Raw genomic sequence first — 22,185 nt, 5'->3', positions numbered from 1 at the left:
GCTTGGAAAAGGGATACGGGAGCAAGCTTTCAGGATGGAACAGCAGGATACGGTTGGGTTCGATGCGTTTATGGGTGATTGCTATGTTTATCGCCGCGCTTTTGATCCCGCCGGGAATGACGGCAAAGGCGAACGGGGCAGGCGGAACTGCCCCCGCCCCTTTGTCCGCTGGAGGGAATTTCCCCGTGCTGTTCGAAGATACGGCGGACAATATGCAAGCGGCGGGATGGACATTAAGCCGATCGCCGGAAGATGGCGTCTATGTCACGGATTCGGCGAATTCTCTCGGCAATCCGAATCTGATTTCGATGAAACCGGTTGAGCCGGGACAGTATTTGTTCTATGGCGATAAGGCTGCCAGCGAGGCTGCTCGTTATACGATGATGAGCAAAACGGTTCCGATCGGCAGCGGCGAGTGGACGCTGGAATTTTCCGCACGATTCGCAGATCTGATTAAGCCGAAGCTGTACCCGGCTGAGCGCGGAATTTTGTTCGTCGTTTATGCCAATGAGAAACGATACCAAATCTCGTTCAACGACAAGAATAAGCTTTATGGATTAACCAGTGCGAGCGGCACCGTCTTCGTTCAAAGGGAAATCGACATGCCGCAGGATAACGCCTTCCATCAGTGGGCAATCACGTTTGATGGATTGGAAACGGTTTCAGTGAAGCTTGACGGCATCAAGATTGCAGCGTTTCAAGGGCTTGCCTTGCCGGCCGCAGGCAGACTCGATAGCGTTGTTGTCGGCAATCTGCCTCTCGATTGGGTGGCGGGGAAAAACGAAGTGTACTTTGACCATTTCAAGCTGTTTAAGGGAGATCCCGATGTCCACATGCAGGATGCCGCCGACAATTTGGCGCAAGCAGGCTGGACCCGTAATTTGCCGCCAGTCAATGGCTTGTATATCACGGATTCGGAAAATTCGCTCGGCAACCCGAACGGGATCGGCATGAAGCCGGTCGAACAGGGAGAATATTTGTTTTATGGAGATAAGGCGGCAAGCGATGCCGGGAAATATGCCTATATAGGAAAAAATATGACGATTGGATCAGGTGCATGGGCATTGGAGTTTTCGGCGAAATTCGCGCAATTGATGACCCCCTCGCGGTATTTGGCTGAACGCGGAGTCGTTTTTGATTTTCGCGCCAATCAGAAGCGGTATAAAATCGCTTTTAATGACGGCAACCAGATTGTAGCCCAGGTCGGTTCCGGGAACGCAGTGGACGCGCGGCGCGTGACGATGCCGGACGACGGACAGTTCCATCAGTGGAAAATATCGTACGATGGGCAGCAAGCCGTATCGGTGAGCATGGATGGAACAGTCGTTGCCCGCTTCGAGCAAATTGCAGGAACAGTAAATACGGCGGACGGCTTGTTTATTTACAATACGCCTCTCGATTGGCAAGCAGGTGTAAACGAGGTGTATTTCGACAGCATTCGCTTCACTCAGGAAGTGCTAGGCAACCCGAACGTGCTGATTGACGATGACGGCGCGGGCTTCCCCACGATGAACTGGCAGGCGAATGCGCCGATAGCGGGCGCCTATTTTACGGATTTTCGCCAAACGAACGGTGCAGCAGCAGGCATGAAGACTGCGGAAACGGGCACTTATTTGACATATGCAGAGGCGGGCTCCGGGCAGGCTGCGCAATTATCCAAAAAGGTTGCGATCGGCAACGCACCGTGGGCGCTGGAATTCGATGCGAAAATAAAATCGCTGGCATCGCCATCCGGAACCGATGTAAGCAAAGGGCTGGGCTTTGAAGTCGCAGCCGGCGGAGTCGTCTACCGGGCTATCTGGAACGATGGAAACAAGCTGCGGCTGCTCAAAAACGATGGCAGCTACGAAACGGTGACGATGAACATGCCGAGCGATCAACTTTACCATACATGGGGACTGGCGTATAACGGACGACAAGTCATCGTAACGCTGGATGGTGCGAAGCTGGGCGTTTGGCAAGGATTGGGGCTTCAGCAGGCGGGGCCGGATCAAATCCGGGTGATCAACGACGCCTCCGGGGCTGCAACCGGCAATACGGAAGCTGTTATTGATCGACTTCGACTTGCGAAAAATGAGCTGCCTCCATGGAGCAAATTTGAGCCGATGATTACCGGTATTTCCGTATTGCCGACTTCCTCGCAAGCCGAAGGAATCGAAACCGTCGTTTCCTTGTTCGATGCGGATCCGCTTTCGTTTCAGGATGGAAGCTTGCAAGTGGAAGCCTCTTTGCTGCAAGGCGGCCAAACGATTCTCACCAAGCTGCAAGCGGCAACTGGCTCGAATGTGCCGCTCCATCTGGACGGCATCGGAGCTTCCGGACGGATGACGATGCTGCTGAGATTATTGAAAGACGGCGCGGAAATTACGAAGGTTGAGCGCAATCTGGAGGTTTATCCGTCGGTTAGCGTTCTTGCGCCGGGACAGCAGGCTACGGCGCAGCCGGGCGAAGTGATCTTGTTTACCGACATGGAGAAGATGTGGGACGAGACGCTGGGCGCGCCGCTGACACCGACTGTCTCGGGGTGGGAAAAAGCGTCGTACCGGTACGAAGGAGCAAGCTCGGACGGCGTGTTTTTGGAAAACTTCGGGGATACGCATACGCTTTCCTTACCGGCAAGCCTGAACGGATGGTTCGGCGTATACATCGGTTATGTAACCGGTTCGGAACAAATCGCGGTGTCGGACGGCGTTCAGGATCATACGGTATCAACAGGCGAGAACGTCGTCTTCAATCCGGGGCAAGCCTATGGCAGCAAAGCGATTGGAGAAGTGTTCGCTTTTGCTTCCGATTTCCCGAATCATAAACTCATTCTGAAGCGCGTACCTGGCAAACAGGCGCGTATTGCATACGTCAAGCTGAAAGGGCTTACCGCGGACGAAGTTTCGCTTTACAACCAGGCGGACGAAGGCGAGCAGGGCAAGCGGGTCATTTACAATAATGACGGTTACAGCGACTTTACCTCCGGATTATACGCAAATGAGCAGCAATTGAAGGCGAAGGCGGTCGATATTTATGCCGGCAAAGACGTCGGCTCGTTGTACTGGGCGTTAGGCACGACGATGGCGATCTTCCGCGACAGCCCGACGGCGCTCAAGCCGTACACCAATTTGACCCCGGAGCAGGAAGCATTGATGAGGACAAGCGATAAGATGGGACGGGATATGATTTTGCAGCTTATAAACAGCGGCAAAGATCCTCTTGAAATCGTCGCTGGACGGGCGAAGCAAATCGGGGTGAATACGTTTGCCTCCTTGCGGATGAACGCGTTCTACAACCATGGCGAGTATCCGTTTTTAAACGGACCCCGTTATGAAGAATTTATGCAGAAAAATTATTTGCAGCTTGGCAATGACGGCACCAAAACCATTCGTATGAGTTACGCATATCCCGAATTCCGCGAATTTGTCAAAAATGTGTTGGTAGAAGCGGCTTTCGTTACGAACGGGCAAGGCGAACAAGTCGTGTCGGGCGTCGAACTCGATTTTGGGCGGTATCCGAACCTGTTCGGTTACGAAACGACGGCTCTCCCGAAGGCGGATATGATGACCGGCTTTTTACGGGAATTGCGCTCCGCGCTGGCGGGCAAACAAATTGCCGTCCGCGTGCCGTATTACCAGGTAAACGATATCGATCTCGAAACTTGGGTCAGCGAAGGCTTGATCGATATTTTGATCCCGAGCAGCGTCGGACATGAAGAATTCAACAGCAATCTCGCTTATTTCGCCAATCTGGTGAGCAATACCGGCGTAAAGCTTTACGGCGGCGTTACGGGAACGCTTTCCGGCCACGAAATGACCAAAGTGGAGGAGGATCTCAAAAAACGCGGCATTCCGATAACCGCGGGCTTCAACTATGTTTCCAAACAGCAATATTTATTGCGGGCATACCAATTTTACGAAGCGGGCTATGACGGAATTTATATTTTCAACAACTGGAGAGGCGATTTCGGCGGCCAACGTATTCTGGGTGAACTGGGCGACAAAGTAAAGGCGGAGAAATGGTATACCTTTGCTTATCCTGCGGAATGGACGCAAAATATCGTCACTACGCAAGGAACGCCACGCAGCTTGCTGTTTTATGACGATGCTGCCAGCATGAAGACGGCGGGCTGGAACGTGAATACACCGCAGACCGGCGCTTATTTGACCGATTCCGCAAATACGATGGGTAATCCGTCGGGTTTGGCAATGAAGCCGGTGCCGGCGGGGCAGTATCTCGTCTATGGCGACGAAACTTCGGCCGGTAAATATGTGACGATGACCAAGTCCTTCACGATTGGTGCAGGTCCATGGAAATGGCAATTCGACGCGAAATTCGCCGATCTGATTACACCTAGCGCCAACTTGCCGGATCGCGGCGTTATATTCAGAATGAATGCGAACGGTCAGAAATTCATCTTGGCATTAAATTCGTATGATGCCGCAAACCATACGGCCAAAGCCGTATTTCGCGGCGACAAGCTGTACCGAAACATCGGTACCTATACGATCCCGATGCCGGCGGATAACGCGTTTCATGCGTGGGAAATCCGTTTCGACGGGCAAACGACCGTGTCGCTATGGATGGACGGAACGAAGCTGGCCGAGTATGCCGGATTTAACTTCCCGGATCCGACAGCGGACAGCATCGAAATCTCATCGATTCCGCTTCAAGCGGTGTCGGGTACAAACGAGGTGTATATCGATAACATCCGCTTTTCTAAGATTATCGCTCCGACAAGCCTGGAGCTTGATCCGGCGGCGTTTGAACTGGGGATTGGGCAGAGCCGTCAGCTTAACGCACTCTTTACGCCGACCCATGCGACGGAGCGAACGGTTACGTGGAGCACTTACGATCCGGCGATTGCGACGGTGGATGCAAATGGCCTGGTCACCGCACTTTCGGCCGGCGTAACCCAGATCACGGCGAGGACCGTAGCCGGGGGACTGACGGCAACGAGCACGGTGACGGTTGAGCAGCCGGATATTGCTCCGCCTACTACCGATGCCGCTATCGCAGGAACGGCCGGAGCGGGCGATTGGTATACGTCGGACGTAACGGTATCGCTCCAAGCATCGGATAACGGCTCCGGAGTCGCGTCGACCGAGTATGCGTTAACCGTCATACAAAGCGTATACGGCATGCAGTCGACGGACGGGTTCATTCCGTACGATTCGCCTATCGTGCTGGGTGACGGGATTTATCAAATCCAGTATCGCTCGACCGATCGAGCGGGAAATGTAGAAGCTGTCCACTCCGTTACCGTCAAGTCCGATAAAGCGGCACCGGCCTTCACCGTATCGGCGAACGGATATCCGCTGATGGAAGGAGCTGTGTTTGAAGACGGCGAGCCGATTACATTTGAATGGCAAAGTACGGATAGCTTGTCCGGCATAGCCGTTGAAGCTGCAGTGGTAGATGGAACGCCTTATGTGTCCGGAACGCAGTTGAACTGGGCAGGCCGGCTCGGCACTCATATCCTTCTAGTTTCCGTAACGGATCAAGCGGGAAATACAAGTCAAAAGGCGATAAACGTGAGCGTAACGACAAGCGGCCAGTCGATGCAGCTTCTCTTGTCGGGATTCTCAGCAATCGGGGATGTGGCAGGGCCGCTGCAAAACCAGCTTTCCAACAGCCTGGCTCAAGCTTTAGACCATTTTGCTAAAGGACATAAAACTCAGGCGGTTAAACATATGCAGGATTTCCTTAAGCATATGAATAAAGCTAAGCAAGGCAGCTTGTCTGACGAGGCTAAGCAAATTTTTACGACTGATGCGAACGCGCTAATTGAAGCTTGGTCGAATTATGGAGGAATATTGCCGTAAACCCTCTGAGGCTAAGCAGCATCTTGATCACCGATTTTCGGACGATGTCTTCGCCGATGGCCGAAGGGATTGCGCAAGAGTTATTTACACGGACGTGTTGACGAAGTCGATTTTGCCGGAATACCCGGTTTTTTATGATGTCGCTGCCGTTAAGGATGTAGAAGTTGTGTCGCCAATAAACCCCCTGGGAGGGACGTTTTATGACACGAAGATGGTTGAGAAAGCTTCGAATAGGCATAGCGGTCATGTTAATCGTGAATATGTTCCCCATCTACCATTCCGCACTTGTTTTCGGCGAAACGAACGGCGTATTTTTCGAGGATGACATGAGCAGTCTTGCGGCTGCAGGCTGGAGCGTCAGCTCTGTACCGAAAAACGGCATGTACATTACGGATTCGGGCAATACCAAAGGGAATCCGAACGGAGTCGCGATGAAGCCGGTTGAGCCTGGTCAATACTTGCTTTTTGGCGATCAAGCCGCTGGCTCCAATTACATCACGATGGCGAAAAACTTTCCGATCGGCTCCGGAGCCTGGAAGCTGAAGTTCAACGCGCGATTTGCCGACTTGATGACTCCGTCTCAAAACCAGGTGAACCGGGGCGTCATTATCCGGGTCCATGCAAATGAAAAGCAGTATAGTCTTACCTTCAACGATCAGAACAGGGTGATGTTTCTCGGCTCTGCGGCAACGTACCAGGATCGGTTAACGATGCCGGCGGATCAAGACCTGCATGAATGGAGTATTAATTTTGACGGGAACCAGACGGTTTCTCTTTGGCTGGATGGCGTCAAAGTGGCCGAGCATGCAGGGATGGGAAGGTCTTTGCCTGGAACGACTGACGGCATGATCATCTACAACATTCCGCTGGATTGGCAAGCGGGAACGAATGAAGTGTATCTCGATCATATGAAGCTGTATCGACCCGCAAGCGCTGTGTCCATTGATCCGGCCAATCTTACGATGATGGCAGGCTCATATGTGCCGCTGACGGCAATCGTTGCGCCTGCCAATGCCGGAGACAAGCGCGTGACGTGGGCGAGCAGCGACCCGACTATCGCGACGGTCGATGCGAATGGCATTGTTACGGCTGTGGCCGCCGGTCAAGCGACGATTACAGCAACAACAGTCGACGGCGGTTATACAGCGCAGACTGCGATAACCGTAATCATGGGCGAGATCGAGGTTACCGGGGTTGCGGTGAATCCGGCAGAAAACGCCATTGTCGCGGGGGATCAAGCTTCATTGACCGCGACGGTACAGCCGATTCAGGCAAGCAACAAGGCTGTACAATGGTCGAGCAGCGATACGTCGATCGCGACGGTGGATGCGCAAGGGACTGTGACCGGCTTGTCTCCGGGCATGGCGACGATCACGGCAACGACGGCCGACGGCGGATTTACGGCCAGCGCACAGGTAGAGGTAAAACCGCTCCCCGTCAGCGGGATCGCGTTAAACAAACGCAAGACGGCCATAACCGTAGGCGACAGTGAACAACTGACAGCCCATGTGTTTCCCGAGCTTGCCTCCGATAAAACGGTGATATGGAGCAGCAGTGATCCGGCAGTCGCTTCCGTTCAGCAGGACGGTACCGTTACGGCTGTTTCCGTCGGCGATGCGAAAGTTACGGCCGCGACGTACGACGGCGGTTTCTTGGCTCGCGCTCATGTGCAGGCGCAGACCGTAGTCGGTACGTTATTTGAGGATGATGCCGCAAATTTACAAGCTGCCGGCTGGATTACCGGACCCGTTGCGTTTCCGGTGCCGAATGCGTATACGATCGATTCCGGCGTTTCTTCCGGGAATCCGCATCAGCTGCCGCTCAAGCAGGTTCAGCCGGGGCAATATTTGTTTTATGGCGATAAGGTAGCGAACGATAATCGCACCTATTCCGCCATAACGAAAAATGTGCCGATCGGCTCCGGCGCATGGACGCTGGAATTCGATGCTCGAATCGCAGATTTGATTACGCCGCTCGATACCCAGACCCAGATGGGAATCAACTTTGACATAACGGCAAATAAGAAGCTTTACCGGGTGACCTTCAACGAACAGGACAAAGTCATCTTGCAAAAGGATTCCGGCGGCACCTACTATGAGAAACAGGTACCGGGGCTGACGGACAATCTTCTGCACAAATGGGAGATTGCGTTCGACGGACTTGGAACGCTGTCGCTGCTGCGCGATCATGTGAAATTAGCCGAGTATGAAGGGCTTGGGCTCGCGACAACGAAGACGGACGGAATCACGATTACAAACTTCCCTCTGGAATGGAAGTCCGGCACGAATGAGTTTTATTTGGAGCATCTTAAGCTCGTCAAAACAGCGAATAACGAAAGGATTCGCGATGAGGCCGATCGCCTCGATACGAGAGGCTGGCTGGCTGACGCGCCCAAAACCGGAACGTATGTGACAGACAGCTTCCAGTCTAATGGAACGATTGCAGGCATGAAGACTGTCGAAGCGGGACGGTACCTGATTTACGGCGACAACCAGGCAACGGAGGCGACAAGGGTCTACCAGCCCGTCGAGCTTGGCAGCCAGCCGTGGACTGTGGAGGTTGACGCGCGGATCGCTAGTCTTCTTACGACTGCAGGCGATCCTGGAAAAGGGCTGATTTTCGAGATTGTGGCGGATTCGAAAAAATATTCGTTTACGTTAAACGACAAGAACCAGTTGTTCATTTTGAAAAATGAGCCTGGCTCCTATGAGCAGTTTACGGTCAACTTGCCCAAGGATACGAATTTCCACAATTGGAAAATAGGTCTGGACGAGTATGCGCGTACATTCGTAGCGCTGGATGGCGTGAAGCTTGCCGTCGTTGAAGGAGCCGGTCTCAGCGTTGCGGAACCCGATCGGATCGCCATTATCCAGAATTCCGTCGGAGCGGCGAGCGGCAGCGCTACCGAGGTGTATGTGGACAAAATCCGGCTGGTAACGGGCGGCCGATCTTTGTGGTACAAACCGTTCCTGAACGGCGTTACGATTTTGCCGCAATCCGACTCCGCATCGCTTGATGTCATTGTCAGCGCATCTGATCTTGATCCGCGCTGGATTGCCGATCATAGCCTGACGCTTCGAGCGGAATTGACCAAGAATAATCAAAGCGTCAGCCTGACGAATCAAGCGGTTACGGAATCGATTATTCCTGTGCACATAAACCCGCAAGGGCAAACAGGGCGAATGAAGCTAAGCGTAAAACTGATGCAGGGCAACTACGAGTTTGCGAGCTTGACGCAAGACGTGGAGCTGCGTTCCGAAGTTCATTCGGCGTATCCCGATCAGGCGATAACGGCGGTTAACGATGATGTATTTTTGTATACGCAAATGCATGAATTAAAAGATACGCTGGGTCAAGATCCGATTGCCGCAGGGTGGAAGCAAGCGCATTACCAATACGACGGGTCCTATGAGGGAGGAGTCATCCTGGAAAGCCAGAATGAGTCAGCCGCCTTGCAGGTGCCTGTTCCGCTCACCGGATGGTTTGGCGTCTATGCGGGCTACATATCCGGTACGCAAGGATTTTCCGTAACGGACGGCGTATACGGGCAGACTGTCTTAATCGACGGAGCCAAATTCGATCCGGCGACCGCATATGGCGGCAAAGCGGTTTCCGAAGTGTATGTGATGGCTGCGGATTTCGACGGAAATATGCTGACCATTACACCTGAGCCGGGGAAGCAGGCGAGAATCGCCTATCTCAAATTCAAAAGCCTGACAGAAAGCGAAATCATGGTCGCCTCCCAAGTGGATGAAGGCGTAAACGGCAAACGGGTCATTTACAATAATGACGCGAATACCGACATGGCTACCGGGAAGGTCACCGATGAAGCCTCATTGAAAACAAATGATGTGGATATTTATGCGAATCGGGACGTCGGCGCGATCTATTATGCCACCGGCACGACATTCCTCACCTTCTACGAGAGCGAGGTTGCGGGAATCCCGTATACGAGCTTGACCCCGCAGCAGGAAGAGCTAATGAGGGATGTCGACAAAAAAATTCGCGATGTCACGCTTGCGTTCGTAGCGGACGGCAAAAATCCGTTGCAGATCGTGGCTCAACACTCGCAGGATATCGGCATCGATACCTTTGCATCGCTGAGGGTGAACGCTTTTTATCCGATGAATCAGTATCCGTGGCTGAACGGCAACATTTACCCGCAATATGACGCTTATCGCTATTTGACTTATTATGGCGCGCCTCTCGGCAACAACTTGAGCTACAGCTACTCGGAGCTTCGCGGAACGATCAAGGCTTTGCTGCAGGAAGCCGCGTCCTTCCAGGGCGTGAAAGGGATCGAGCTGGATTTCAACCGCAATCCGTATGTGCTGGGCTGGGAGCCTGCCATTATGGCGGGATATATAGCCGAGTATGGCGTCGATCCGAAGCTGGAGCATACTCTGGCGGGCGCTCAGCGGTGGCAGCAATATCGGGCGAATATTTTGACCGACTTCATGCGGGAGCTGCGGCAGCAATTGCCTGGGATGAGCATTTCCGTACGGGTGCCGGATCACGATTATTTCAAAAACGGGTTTGATATTCAAACCTGGATTGATGAAGGTCTCATCGATATTCTGGTTCCTTCTTCGGTCAATAGCGAGAAGTTTTGGAGCAATCTTGACGAGTTTGCCGCTATGGTGAGCGGAACGAATGTGAAGCTGTACGGCGGGATCAATTACAATATCGCTGGAGTCGATTTGTCCAAACAGGAGGAAGATTTGCTTAAGCGGGGCGTTGCCAGCAACATATCAAGAGCTAACGTCTCGAAGGAACAATATCTTCTGCGCTCCCATCAGTTCTATGAGGCAGGTTATGACGGGATTTACCTGTTCAACAACATTGCGGGGACGAACGCGCTTGGACTGCTCGGGGATAAAGTCAAGGTGAATAAATGGCACGAGCTGGCCTACCCGGCGACATGGGTGAACGGCTTGGTGACGACAAGCGGCACGCCCAACAACCTGCTGTTGAACAATAACGCATCGAATTTGACCAGCGCGGCATGGGGAGTAAGCGCTGCGCCGAAGACAGGTGCGTATATAACCGACTCCGTCAATTCCAAAGGAAACCCGAACGGGACGGCGATGAAGCCGGTTGATGCAGGCCAATATTTATTCTATGGGGATCAGCAGGCGGGGACGAATTATGTCACGATGAACAAAAACTTCACGATTGGTCCCGGCGCATGGAGACTGAAGCTGAATGCGCGCATTGTCGATCTGATGACGCCATCCCAGAACCTTATCAATCGCGGGGTCATTTTCAAAATAACGGCCAATCAAAAACATTTCAGCATCACCTTCAACGATAAGAATAAAGTGATGTTTCTGGGGATCTCAACGAATACTCAGGATCAGTTGAACATGCCTGACGATCAAGCTTTTCTCGATTGGGAAATTGTTTTTGATGGCGAGCAAACGTTGTCCTTGTGGCTGGATGGCGTCAAACTGGTCGAGCATTCCGGAATGGGCAGAGCGCAACCGACCGGCACCGATGGCTTACTTATCTACAATATTCCGCTCGACTGGCAGTCGGGGACGAATGAGGTATATATCGATTCCATCCAAATGATCCGAGGGACAGAGAGCCCTATGCCGACCGATATTGAGCTGAATCAGACGGACATCGTGCTGCCGCCGGGAGGTACGGAAAAGCTGTTGGCAACGATCGCTCCTGTGACGGGCCCGAACCAAACGGTGCTGTGGAGCACAGATAATCAAAATGTAGCGATAGTCGATCATGACGGAAACATTACAGCGGTTACCGAGGGAGTCGCGTATGTTACGGCAACAACAGCAAACGGCGGGCTGACGGCGGCAACCAAAGTGACGGTAACGAGCGATGTTATCGTGCAGTTGAAGGACAGCCATGGCAGCCCCCTAAGCGGAGGTGTCGTAAAATATTACGACGGAGGCTGGAAAGACTTTGGCATAACGGATTCCTTCGGGCGGGCAAGAAAGAAGCTGCCGAACAAGACCTATACATTCTCCATGACATATGAAGGAACGACGAATCAGCAGTCGCAACATTCGGGGAACAATCCGGTAGTCGGGTTCCAGACCGTGAACGTCAAGGTGCAGCTGAAGGACAGCCAGGGGAACACGCTTGACGGCGGCGAGGTCAAATATTACGCAGGAAGCTGGCGGCCTTTCGGCACGACATCCGGAGGAGAAGCAAGCAAGGAACTGCTGACAGGCGCTTATTCCTACGGAATTACCTATGCGGGCACGTATAACCAGAAAGCGCAGAACACGGGGAATGATCCGGTAGTCGGGTTCCAGACCGTGAATGTCAAGGTCCAGTTGAAGGACAGTCAAGGGAACGCGCTTGACGGCGGCCAAGTCAAATATTACGCAGGAAGCTGGCGGTCTTTCGGCACGACGTCCGGAGGGGAAGCAAACAAGGAATTGCTGGCGGGCGCCTATTCCTACGGGGTCACTTACGCGGGAACGTACACGCAGAAATCTGAAAACACAGCAGTTAATCCAATCATTGTATTTTTGTTGCCGTGAATGCGGTCGATCCGGCTGCTCAGGCGAAGCGCTAATGTCAAAGAAAGTAATTCCAAGAATGATAGGTAGGTAATTCCCAATGGAGAGTGAAAATTAACAGCTTTACGCCAACTTACGGAACCAGTGTTTTGCGCGTAGATGACGGGGCTCATTTGCTGCAGCCGGGTATCGAAAAAGACGGCATTTACGGCTTGGACAATAAGAATTCTTGGGTCAGGAAACAGATCACGGTACACGATGACAAATGGCATGATATTCAGGTTTACGTGGTGAACGGCAAGGCCGAGGTTTTCATTGACGGAAATTCGCTGTTTACCTATGAACCGGCCGCTAAAACGGATGCTGACAGAATCGTTCTTTATTCGAGAGGTTTAGCTCGGAGGAAAATCAGGATCAAGTCCGATTGCCGTGACATTTACCGCCGTTATTTGTTAAGCAGCATAAAAATAACGGCGGTAAACCACGTGTAAGGCCAATAAAAACGCGGCACAAATGCCGATGACCGTTAGAAGCTTAAGCGTGTCAGCAAATAATTATTCGCTGATATAGGCGTGGACGAGCATGGCCGGAATTTTTCCGATCGCCGGTGCGATTGCATATGTCTTCGGCGCCAGATTTACATACTGGCATGTTGATCGCTTGCTGCGCTCGGGGTACGCCGCACATGAAAGATCCGGAAAGCGATCGTTAGCGATGCAAGCAGCATCAGGAGTCCGATGCAGACCAGCAAGCCGTACTCCTGATACCAGAGCGGCCAGGTTTTAATGTAATCAAAGAGGAGGCCGCCTATCAACGGTCCGAAAAATCCAAACAAACCGGTTAGGGAAGCATATACGGCATAATAAATCGGCATATCCTTCTTGGGCGCATTGCTCACTACGAAGTTGAAGACAAGCAGACCGAACCCTGCCATGCTTACACCCAAAAAGGTATAGACAATAATAAGCATGAACGGGACGGGAATAAAGGCTTGCAACCCCCATAACATAACCGAGACCGCGTTGAGCGGAAAAACCCACAAAAGCAGCTTCTGCGCACTCCACTTGATACTTAATTTCCCCCAAATGGAAAAGGCGACTATGGATATGACGGCCAATAGCGTATTTGATATACCCAGCCATTCGTAATTCACTTTCATAATATCCAGCATCACATAACTGAAGAGAGAAATCGTACTGCCCTGCGCCATAATCCAAATGGATACGAACAAAACGGACTTAATAAAGGTAGAATTGCGAAACGGCTTTAACAGATGCTGAAGAGATAACCCGTTTTCGGAAGGGGTATAAGGGAGGTTCGGGTATCTTCCGATAACGATCATATTCAGAATGGCCATAAGGAATCCAACGATAAAAAGCCAGGCGAATCCTTCGGTATGATTTAACCGGTCCAGCCACCAGCCGGCGGTCAGTATAGTGATAGACGCAGCTATTCCGGTCAACGTGAATCGCTGGCCTAAATATTTGGCACGCACTTGGGTTGGCACCAGGTCGGTAAATAATGTCGTAAACGGCACGGAAGCAAATGACCCGGAGAAGCTTAGAATCGAATACATGATTAAAAATACCGGTATCCACCACTCTTGAGGAAAAACAAAAGGAATCAATCCGCAAGCCGATAATAAAAAGCGGTGAATAGAGTAACCGATTAAGGATATCCGGTAGCGGTTCGGATATTTTTCCATAAAATAAGCGGATGCAATAACAACGGCATTCATCACTAGCGGAATCGACATAATTAAACCGATTTGTCCGGCGGTGGCCCCTAGATACAATAAGTAGCCGGTTAAATAAGGGCCTTGGAGAAGATTGGCAAAAACCGTCGAGATGAAAGCTTCGTAATGGGCGTTTTTCAAAGATTTTCTTTGAAGCGAGTTGGTTTGACCCGGCAAGGTAATCATTCTCCTAGTGATGTTTTATATGGTTCGGTTGTAAACATTATAATACGGGCAATGAACTTCCGCTCACTTTTTAGCGTCTATAAATGAACATGTTGTGAAGCGAATTCTTTCTTTCATATACGGTCATTTCGAAGTCATTTAGCAGAAGATTTATAGCGGCGTTTGATCGATTAATTCAAGCCAAGTTAGGCTAACACGCGTTTCCTCTAATTGGCCAATAAACGAGCAAACCGTTTGGTTCGCCAAATAAATTGACAAAGGATAAGGGAATCCACTATGATCGAATTGTATATTTTGCTATAACGTTTTAGCAAACGGAGTAAGGAGTTATTTTTATGAGCGGAATTCGCGATATTGCCAAGTTAGCCAACGTATCGAACGGCACGGTATCGGCCGTCCTGAACGGCAAGGGAGACGCGCTGCGCATTGCAGCCGCTACCCGGGAGCGGGTTTGGGAGGCGGCACGGGCGCTCAACTACCGTCCGAACATCCCTGCCAGGAGGCTTCGAACTGCCGATGATACCGGGGTTCCGGTCGTCGCCCTGTTTTGGACTTGGGACACGCGTTCCTCGCTGATGGGGCGCTTCCTCAAAGGCATCCAAAGCTCGCCGCTTTGTCAGGAGAACGGCGTAGAGCTGCTCATTCAGCCGTATGCCTCCTCCTGTCTCGGGAAAGAGCTTAGCTTGCTTCGCGGGACGCGGTTCAACGGCGCGATTATCGCCAACGCTACCGAGCTCGATTTGGCCTACCTCAGCCAGGTGAACCTGCCTCTGCCCGTGGTGCTTTATCAACGAAGCCAGGAAGGGTACCGTTCCATTCAGGTCGATCATTACGCGTCAGGGTGCGAGGTGGCCGAATTGTTCCATGCCAAGGGCTTCCGGCAAGTCGGTCTGATCACCCCCCATGTCTCCTCGCAAGCCATCCAGCTTAGACAAGAGGGCTTTGTGGAGACGGCGGAGCGGCTCGGCATGTTGGTGGCCGGGGAACATCGGCTGCTGGACGCATTCTCCGAGCAAGGGGGATACGAGGCCGCTGCCCGCTTGTCGTCCGGTCCGCCGCTGCCGGAAGCGTTATTCGTGCTTTGCGATCAAATGGCGATCGGCGCGCTTACGGCGTTCCGAGAACGGGGAATCGAGGTGCCCGGACAAATCCAGGTCGTCGGTTACGACGATTCAGAGGGCGCAGCCTTCACCGTTCCTTCGCTCACAAGCGTCCATCTGCCGGTCGAGCGGATGGCGGCAGCCGCGATCGGGCTGCTTGCGAAGCTAATCGACCCCGGCCGCGAGCTTGCCGTCATCGAGACGTTCGCAACGCATATCGTGTACCGTAATTCTTGTCCGGAGGTTAAGAACCTATGACTACGAATCGTATTGCACCCGGCGTTTGGCCGACCATGATCACCCCGTTTACCGACTCGCTTCAGATCGACTATTCAGCGCTTGCAGCGCTAGTGGAATGGTATATCGCCAAAGGCGTCGACGGCTTGTTCGCGGTTTGCCAGTCCAGCGAAATGTTTTTTCTCGAAACGGAGGAACGCGAAGCGCTCGCCGCATTCGTCGTGAAGCAGGCGGCAGGACGCGTGCCCGTCATCGCCTCCGGCCATGTCTCCGACTCGCTGGAGCAGCAGCTCGAAGAGATTCGCCTTGTTTCCGATACGGGGATCGACGCTTTCGTCTTGGTCACGAATCGTCTGGCCGCCGCGGAGGAATCCGACGACGTATGGATCGAGCGCGCGAGCGTCATTTTGGACGCTTTCCCTCACATGAGCTTCGGTATGTATGAATGTCCGTATCCGTACAAAAGATTGCTGTCCGAAAAGCTGATCGACTGGTGCGCCGCTTCGGGACGATTCTCGTTCCTCAAGGATACTTGCTGCGATCCCGCCATCCTGCAGGATCGCGTCCGCAGATGCTCCGGAAGCGGTTTGCAATTGTTCAACGCCAACTCGGCGACGCTGCTGCACAGCCTCCGGCTTGGATATGCCGGATTCAGCGGCGTGATGGCCAACTTCCATCCGGAGCTGTATGTCGAGCTTGTTCGCAATTGGCCAGCTTCGCCCGAGCAAGCGGAATCGCTGCAAAACTTCCTCGGGTTTTCGTCCGTATTGGAGACGCAAAATTATTCGCTCAACGCCAAATATTATTTGCAGTTGGAAGGCGTTCCTCTGCTCGTCAATTCCCGTGCCAAACGCGGCGTCGTGTTGACCGCCTCGCAGCGGCTCGAGGTCGAGCAATTCCGAAGCGTTTCGCAAGCATTCCCGGTAAGGATCGCCGCGTCTTCTCAAGCTGCGGATCGTCAATAAATGTTGCATAACGGGAGGCGCAGCATGACACATCGCGTATTTATTCTCGGCGAATTAAACGTCGACCTTATTTTGACCGGCATTGACATTTTGCCGGAGTGGAACAAAGAGAAGCTGGCCGATACGTTCGAGCTGGCCATGGGCTCCTCCTCCGCCATCACGGCCTGCGTGCTTGCAGGGCTTGGCGCGGACGTCTCGTTCGTCGGCGTCGTCGGCGACGACGACTACGGCAGATTTATGATCGGGTCGCTGCGGCAGGCAGGGATCGACACGTCTTACGTGACCGTCGATCCCGCTATCCGCACCGGCGTTACGATCTCGATGTCGACGGCCAAGGACCGCGCGCTGCTGACCTACATGGGCTCGATCCGCAGTTTGGAGCCTCGCCATATTCCGGAAGCTGCGTATATGCAAGGCAATCATATTCACTTCGGCTCTTACTTTCTGCAAGAAGGGATGCGCGGCCACTGGCAGGATGTCTTCGCCAAAGCCCGGAACGCCGGCGTCACCACATCCTTCGACACCGGCTGGGACCCGAACGAAGACTGGCATGCCGATGCGATCGGCCGCCTGTTGACGGCAACCGATCTGTTCATCCCGAGCCGCGACGAGTTTACCCGGATCTTCCCGGGATCGACGCTGGAGGAGTCGGCGGCAAGGTTGCCGGAATCGCGCGGACGCGTGGCTGTCAAATGCGGCGGCGCCGGCGCCGTACTCTACGGCGCGGACGGCTCCCGCCTGGAGGGCAAGCCGTTCCGCGTCACCCCGGTCGACACGACCGGTGCCGGCGATTCGTTCAATGCCGGCTTGATTTACGGTTTCTTGTCGGGCATGAGCGACCCCGATATGCTGATGTTCGCGAACGCGAGCGGGGCGCTGGCGACACAGCGGATCGGCGGCGCCGGCAGCGTGCCCCGGCACGAGGATGTGCTCGCGTTTATCGCGGGCGCCAAAACGGATTGACGGCGGATGCCGCCGACCTTTGGATTCCCTAATAGCCATGCGGCGGAGCACCGAACATTTGAACATCGTTTCGTAATGAACGGCGGGCTTTAAGCCGCGCGCCATATCGGATATACGCATGATCGGATCGAATCGCACAAGCGGTTCGATCTTTCTTTTTGTCCGCCAAACATTTGGATATCGACTTGTAACGAAAGATCGGGCTACGATAAGCCGCAGAAAGACTGAATGGAAGGATTCCGATAGGAGGGTGGTTGTCGGTAGTCAATGCTTGATGCAGGTATGCAGCCATAAGGCTTCATATAAAAAAACTGTAAAAGGAAGGCGGGATATAAATGAAACTGCGAGGCGTGTTCGCTATACCCCCAACCCCATTCAAAGAGGATGGACAATTAGATGAGCAGGGATTACGAAACATTGTTCAGTTTTGCTTGAAATCAGGCGCACATGGCGTTGTCACACCGGTGAACGCGAGCGAGTTTATCGCGCTCACGGATGAAGAGCGTAAACGAGTCGTACGCATTGCTGTCGAGGAAGCAGGCGGTATCATTCCTGTTGTTGCCGGCGTTGCAGGCACCACTGCAGAACATGCAGCTTACCATGCGAGGTATGCCCGAGAGGTTGGCGCGGATTCTTTCATCGCAATGCCGCCTTATATCAAGAAAGCCGCCCCGGAAGAAATCATTCACTACTATCAAGTCATCGATAAGGAAGCGAAAGGTTTACCCGTGTGGATCCAGAACAATATGCCGCCCGTAGGCACACCGCTGTCGGCAGAATTGCTTGTGACGATCATGGATGTGACGGATACGGTGAATTGCATTAAAGAAGAATGTTGGCCCCCTGGACCCAATATTACGAAAATTAAAGAGCTTGCCGGACATAAATTAAAAGCAATTCAGGGCGGAGTAGCGGGCAGACATCTGCTTGACGAGTATGCGCGCGGTGTGGACGGGACGATGCCGGCCTGCGAAATCTGCGATGTGCACGTACAGCTATGGGACCTGCTAGAGTCCGGGGATCAACGAGCGGCTCGCGACTTATTCAATCGGATGCTGCCGCTGCTTAACATGGAAGGCATGTATGGCCTTGCCGTTTACAAGGGGGTCTTGAAGCGCAGAGGCATTATAGAGAGCGCTTATATACGAAAAGCGGGGCATTGCGCACTAGATGCTTATGATCATAGGGAGTTGGATCAAATTCTGGAAGATTTAAAACCATTATTTAAAGTGTAAGCACGTTTGCATTCAAGCATAGCTAGAAGGAGGAATTGGGATGGGGAGCAAGGTGAAGATTGCAATCATCGGAGCTGGGAGTGCGGTGTTCTCAGCAGGTATCGTACGTGATTTATGCGTCAATTCGGGTTTGAGAGGAAGTCACGTCGTATTGATGGACATTGATGAGGGACGGTTAAAGGTGATTCATCAATTAGCGCAAATGCTGGCCGAGGCTATTGACGGGGACCTCTCGTTCTCGACGACGACTGATCACCGGATTGCTCTTCAGGGGGCCGATTTCGTTATTAATACCGCTCAGGTAGGCGGACATGATTGGACGGAAGCGCAGCGAGGCATGGGAGAGCGGCATGGCTATTACCGAGGCGTACCGCTGCAGGATTTTCCGCAAATGGCCTTCTTCCTTGAAGTTGCTCGAGACATGGAACGCATTTGTCCGAATGCCTTATTGATTCAATCCGCAAATCCCGTATTCGAAGGGTGTACGTTTATGCACCGGGAAACCGGTATTAATGTGCTCGGTTTGTGTCATGGTCATTACGGATATTTGGACGTAGCCCGCGTATTGGGGTTAGAGAAAGAGCATGTGAGCGCCAAAATGAAAGGTTTTAATCATTGGATTTGGATGACGGATTTTCTCTACAAGGGAAAAGATGCGTATCCGCTTCTGGATGAATGGATCGAGCGGAAAGCGGAAGCGTATTGGCAAGAGCCGCAAAGCAATTTTATGGACATGCAAATGACCCGTGGGGCCATCGATCAGTATAAGCGGTTCGGATTATTGCCGATTGGCGATGCGCCGCGCGTTGTGGGCTGGTGGTATCATACGGATCTTGAAACGAAGAAACGCTGGTTCGGTCCGAACGGCGGCTTCGATTCCGAGATCGGTTGGGGCATGTATTTGGAGCTTACGCAGAAAAACCTCGAGAAAATTGAGCGCGCCGTTTCCGGGAAACACGGGAAAGTAACGGAGTTTTTCAAACCCGTTCAAGGGGGCGAACAAATCATACCCATCATTAATTCGCTAGTAAACGATAAGGAAGCGGTATACCAAGTCAATATCCCGAATAAGGGGCAAATCGTACAAGGATTTCCCGAGGATCTTGTGATCGAGTGCCCGGCTGTAGTGAACGGATCCGGTATCCACGGGATTACTTCCGCGCCGCTGCCCGATAAGATTGTGGTCGGAGAGATGATTCCGCGCTGGCACAAGACGGAATGTATCGTCCAGGCTATGCGAACGGGGGATCCGGAATACCTCATGCAATTTCTGCTATACGATCCTCGAACGAGAACGATTGAGCAAGCGGAGGGCTTGTTGAACGAATGGTTGGGCGATCCGCGGAATGAAGGATTAGCCAGACATTTCGGCAAGAAGAAATAGCGTATAGAGGGAACTCCATCCATTGAAATGTAGAGGGGCATACCGATGAAAATTATTGATGTGAAAACGTTTGTTGTCGGAAACGAATGGAAAAATTGGGTGTTTGTGAAGCTGTATACGGATGAAGGCATTACCGGATTAGGCGAGGTAACCGGAGGGCTGCAGACCAAACCCCATGAAGCTGCCGTTCATGAGATGAAGCCGTTATTTATAGGCAAAGATCCGCGCAATATTGGAGAAATCTACGATTCTATGAAAAAAGGGTTATTCCTGGGTTATTCGATTGCCATGTCAGGCATTGAGCAAGCGTGCTGGGATATTCTCGGCAAGAGCTTGGACGTTCCGGTATGGCAGCTGCTTGGTGGAAAGATGAGACCGCGTATTCGCGCTTATGCGAACGGGTGGTATCGCGGACCGCGAGATCCCGGTTTCTTTGCCGAAGCCGCGCTTAAAGTCGTAGCTAAAGGGTATACGGCGCTTAAGTTCGATCCTTTCGGCCATGCGTATCGATTCCTCGATCGGGAAGAAGAAAAACTGTCGCTTGCCATCGTTCGTGCGGTAAGGGATGCGGTTGGAGACAATGTGGATTTATTAATCGAAGCGCATGATCGATTTTCTGTTAGCACAGCTGTGAAGATAGGGCATGCGTTGGCCGAGTTCAACCCGATGTTCTTCGAAACGCCGGTTATGTCTACGGATATTGCCGCAACTATCGAAGTAGCGCGCCGAATTCCCATACCTGTAGCCAGCGGCGAACGATCGACTTCGTTACGGGAAATAGCCGAGCTGGTGGAGAGTAAAGCGGTGAGCATCGCCCAACCGGAAGTGCTGCTCATCGGGGGCATCAGCATGATGATGAAAGCGGCGGCGATTGCAGAGGCGCATGAAAGCTATATTGCTCCTCATAATGCGCAAAGTCCGTTGTGCACGCTGGTGAACGCACATATCGGGGCCGCCGTCCCTAATTTGCTCATTCAGGAGTGCTTTGACGATACGAATACGGAATGGACGAAGGAAATTTTGGCGAATACGGCTGTTGTCAAGGACGGGTATATCGAAATACCGGACACCCCGGGTCTTGGAACGGACCTAATCGAAGAGCGGATAGTGAAATACCCGTACGGAGACCAGAATTTTTTGCGGTTATTCGAATCGGGCTGGGAAAGCCGCAGAAAGTAATGGCAAGGGGGGACAGCATGCCGGGCAGATTGAAGGGAAAGTCTGTCGTCATCACAGGCGGGACGAAAGGAATCGGTAAAGGGATCGCACGGATGATTGCTGCAGAAGGAGCGAATTTAGTCATAGGCGGCAGAAATGAACGGGATGGCCGGAAATTCGTTGATGAAATCTCGAGCTTATATGGTACGGAGGCTGTCTTCATACATGGAGATTTGAGTCAGGTCGCCAATTGCCGGAAACTGATGGATACTTGTGTGGAGAAGTATGGGAAAATCGACGGTTTGATTAACAATGCAGGGATTTTTCCGCGAGCAAGTTTGCTGGAGACGGATGAGGAGCTTTATGACCGGATTTTTGACGTCAATGCGAAGTCTGCTTTCTTCTGTTCGAAATATGCCGTGATCGCCATGAAAAAGAGCGGTGGAGGATCTATCATTCATATGGGTTCCACGCACGGGTATAAAGGTTCGGAGAGACTTGCAGCCTATGCCTGCTCGAAGGGGGCGCTTCATACGCTAAGCAAGCACATCGCCGGTCAGTATGCACGCGATCGCATACGATCCAATTGGATTACGGTAGGCTGGGTAGCCTCCGAGGGGGAAATGGAATTACTGGCCAAGGAAGGGACATCTATGGCTGAACTGGAATCGATTGCGAAGGAAGCAATTCCGAGCGGGCGTCTTCAGACAAACGAAGATATGGCCTACGGCGTCATTTATTTGCTCTCGGATGAGTCCAGTCAAGTAACGGGCACAGACTTGCACATAACCGGCGCCTTTAATCTCTAGGCATCCCCGCCCATTAGCTTTCACCAAAAAACGCACCCTCGGCCATCATGAAGTGCACCCCTTAGAATAGACATTGGAAAACCCCCTAGGTTAATCCGATGAATCTAAGGGG

11 protein-coding genes are annotated in these 22,185 nt (G+C 52.5%); 10 read left to right on the top strand and 1 reads right to left on the bottom strand.

Annotated elements, in window-relative coordinates:
- Positions 1-2: 2 nt before the first annotated feature.
- The 3 genes from DQG23_RS36900 (at position 3) to DQG23_RS36890 (ending at position 12,792) form a co-directional block, all read left to right on the top strand.
- The gene (locus DQG23_RS36900) at positions 3-5,807 is read left to right on the top strand and encodes an FIMAH domain-containing protein (protein WP_113036059.1); all 5,805 of its coding nucleotides are present in this window, start codon (positions 3-5) and stop codon (positions 5,805-5,807) included.
- 200 nt (positions 5,808-6,007) lie between these two features.
- The gene (locus tag DQG23_RS36895; protein ID WP_113036058.1) at positions 6,008-12,322 is read left to right on the top strand and encodes an Ig-like domain-containing protein; all 6,315 of its coding nucleotides are present in this window, start codon (positions 6,008-6,010) and stop codon (positions 12,320-12,322) included.
- Between the two features lie 86 nt (positions 12,323-12,408).
- Entirely contained in the window at positions 12,409-12,792 is a 384-nt protein-coding gene (locus DQG23_RS36890; RefSeq protein ID WP_113036057.1) for a LamG domain-containing protein, read from the top strand.
- A gap of 146 nt (positions 12,793-12,938) precedes the next feature.
- Here the strand turns inward: DQG23_RS36890 and DQG23_RS36885 are convergent, their stop codons facing one another.
- Positions 12,939-14,213 (bottom strand): MFS transporter, encoded by a 1,275-nt coding sequence (locus DQG23_RS36885; RefSeq protein ID WP_158560898.1) that lies wholly within the window; start codon positions 14,211-14,213, stop codon positions 12,939-12,941.
- Between the two features lie 344 nt (positions 14,214-14,557).
- Between DQG23_RS36885 and DQG23_RS36880 the strand changes: the two genes are divergently transcribed.
- From DQG23_RS36880 to DQG23_RS36850, 7 genes are all read left to right on the top strand, one after another.
- Positions 14,558-15,580, top strand: coding sequence for a LacI family DNA-binding transcriptional regulator (locus tag DQG23_RS36880; protein ID WP_113036055.1), 1,023 nt, complete (start codon positions 14,558-14,560; stop codon positions 15,578-15,580).
- Positions 15,577-16,524, top strand: coding sequence for a dihydrodipicolinate synthase family protein (locus DQG23_RS36875; RefSeq protein WP_113036054.1), 948 nt, complete (start codon positions 15,577-15,579; stop codon positions 16,522-16,524). The genes DQG23_RS36880 and DQG23_RS36875 overlap by 4 nt, the downstream gene beginning before the upstream one ends.
- 24 nt (positions 16,525-16,548) lie before the next feature.
- Entirely contained in the window at positions 16,549-17,487 is a 939-nt protein-coding gene (locus DQG23_RS36870; RefSeq protein ID WP_113036053.1) for a carbohydrate kinase family protein, read from the top strand.
- Between the two features lie 335 nt (positions 17,488-17,822).
- A complete protein-coding gene (locus DQG23_RS36865) occupies positions 17,823-18,722 on the top strand; it encodes a dihydrodipicolinate synthase family protein (RefSeq protein WP_113036052.1) in 900 nt (299 codons plus the stop codon).
- 40 nt (positions 18,723-18,762) lie between these two features.
- Positions 18,763-20,106 carry a family 4 glycosyl hydrolase gene (locus tag DQG23_RS36860; protein ID WP_113036051.1) on the top strand — a complete coding sequence of 448 codons (1,344 nt, stop codon included), beginning with the start codon at positions 18,763-18,765 and terminating at the stop codon, positions 20,104-20,106.
- 45 nt (positions 20,107-20,151) lie between these two features.
- Positions 20,152-21,285 carry a mandelate racemase/muconate lactonizing enzyme family protein gene (locus DQG23_RS36855; RefSeq protein ID WP_113036050.1) on the top strand — a complete coding sequence of 378 codons (1,134 nt, stop codon included), beginning with the start codon at positions 20,152-20,154 and terminating at the stop codon, positions 21,283-21,285.
- Between the two features lie 17 nt (positions 21,286-21,302).
- Positions 21,303-22,073, top strand: coding sequence for an SDR family NAD(P)-dependent oxidoreductase (locus tag DQG23_RS36850; RefSeq protein ID WP_158560897.1), 771 nt, complete (start codon positions 21,303-21,305; stop codon positions 22,071-22,073).
- The last annotated feature ends 112 nt before the right edge of the window (positions 22,074-22,185 follow it).

The organism is Paenibacillus contaminans (assembly GCF_003285015.1).
In the GTDB taxonomy this organism is placed as follows: domain Bacteria; phylum Bacillota; class Bacilli; order Paenibacillales; family NBRC-103111; genus Paenibacillus_V; species Paenibacillus_V contaminans.
This window is presented reverse-complemented; position numbering and strand designations above follow the sequence as displayed.

Excerpts from the sequence above, each read along its gene's own strand:
- DQG23_RS36865 (WP_113036052.1), top strand. The coding sequence starts at position 17,823 with ATGAAACTGCGAGGCGTGTTCGCTATACCCCCAACCCCATTCAAAGAG.
- DQG23_RS36860 (WP_113036051.1), top strand. The coding sequence starts at position 18,763 with ATGGGGAGCAAGGTGAAGATTGCAATCATCGGAGCTGGGAGTGCGGTG.
- DQG23_RS36855 (WP_113036050.1), top strand. The coding sequence starts at position 20,152 with ATGAAAATTATTGATGTGAAAACGTTTGTTGTCGGAAACGAATGGAAA.
- DQG23_RS36895 (WP_113036058.1), top strand. The coding sequence starts at position 6,008 with ATGACACGAAGATGGTTGAGAAAGCTTCGAATAGGCATAGCGGTCATG.
- DQG23_RS36870 (WP_113036053.1), top strand. The coding sequence starts at position 16,549 with ATGACACATCGCGTATTTATTCTCGGCGAATTAAACGTCGACCTTATT.
- DQG23_RS36875 (WP_113036054.1), top strand. The coding sequence starts at position 15,577 with ATGACTACGAATCGTATTGCACCCGGCGTTTGGCCGACCATGATCACC.
- DQG23_RS36880 (WP_113036055.1), top strand. The coding sequence starts at position 14,558 with ATGAGCGGAATTCGCGATATTGCCAAGTTAGCCAACGTATCGAACGGC.
- DQG23_RS36850 (WP_158560897.1), top strand. The coding sequence starts at position 21,303 with ATGCCGGGCAGATTGAAGGGAAAGTCTGTCGTCATCACAGGCGGGACG.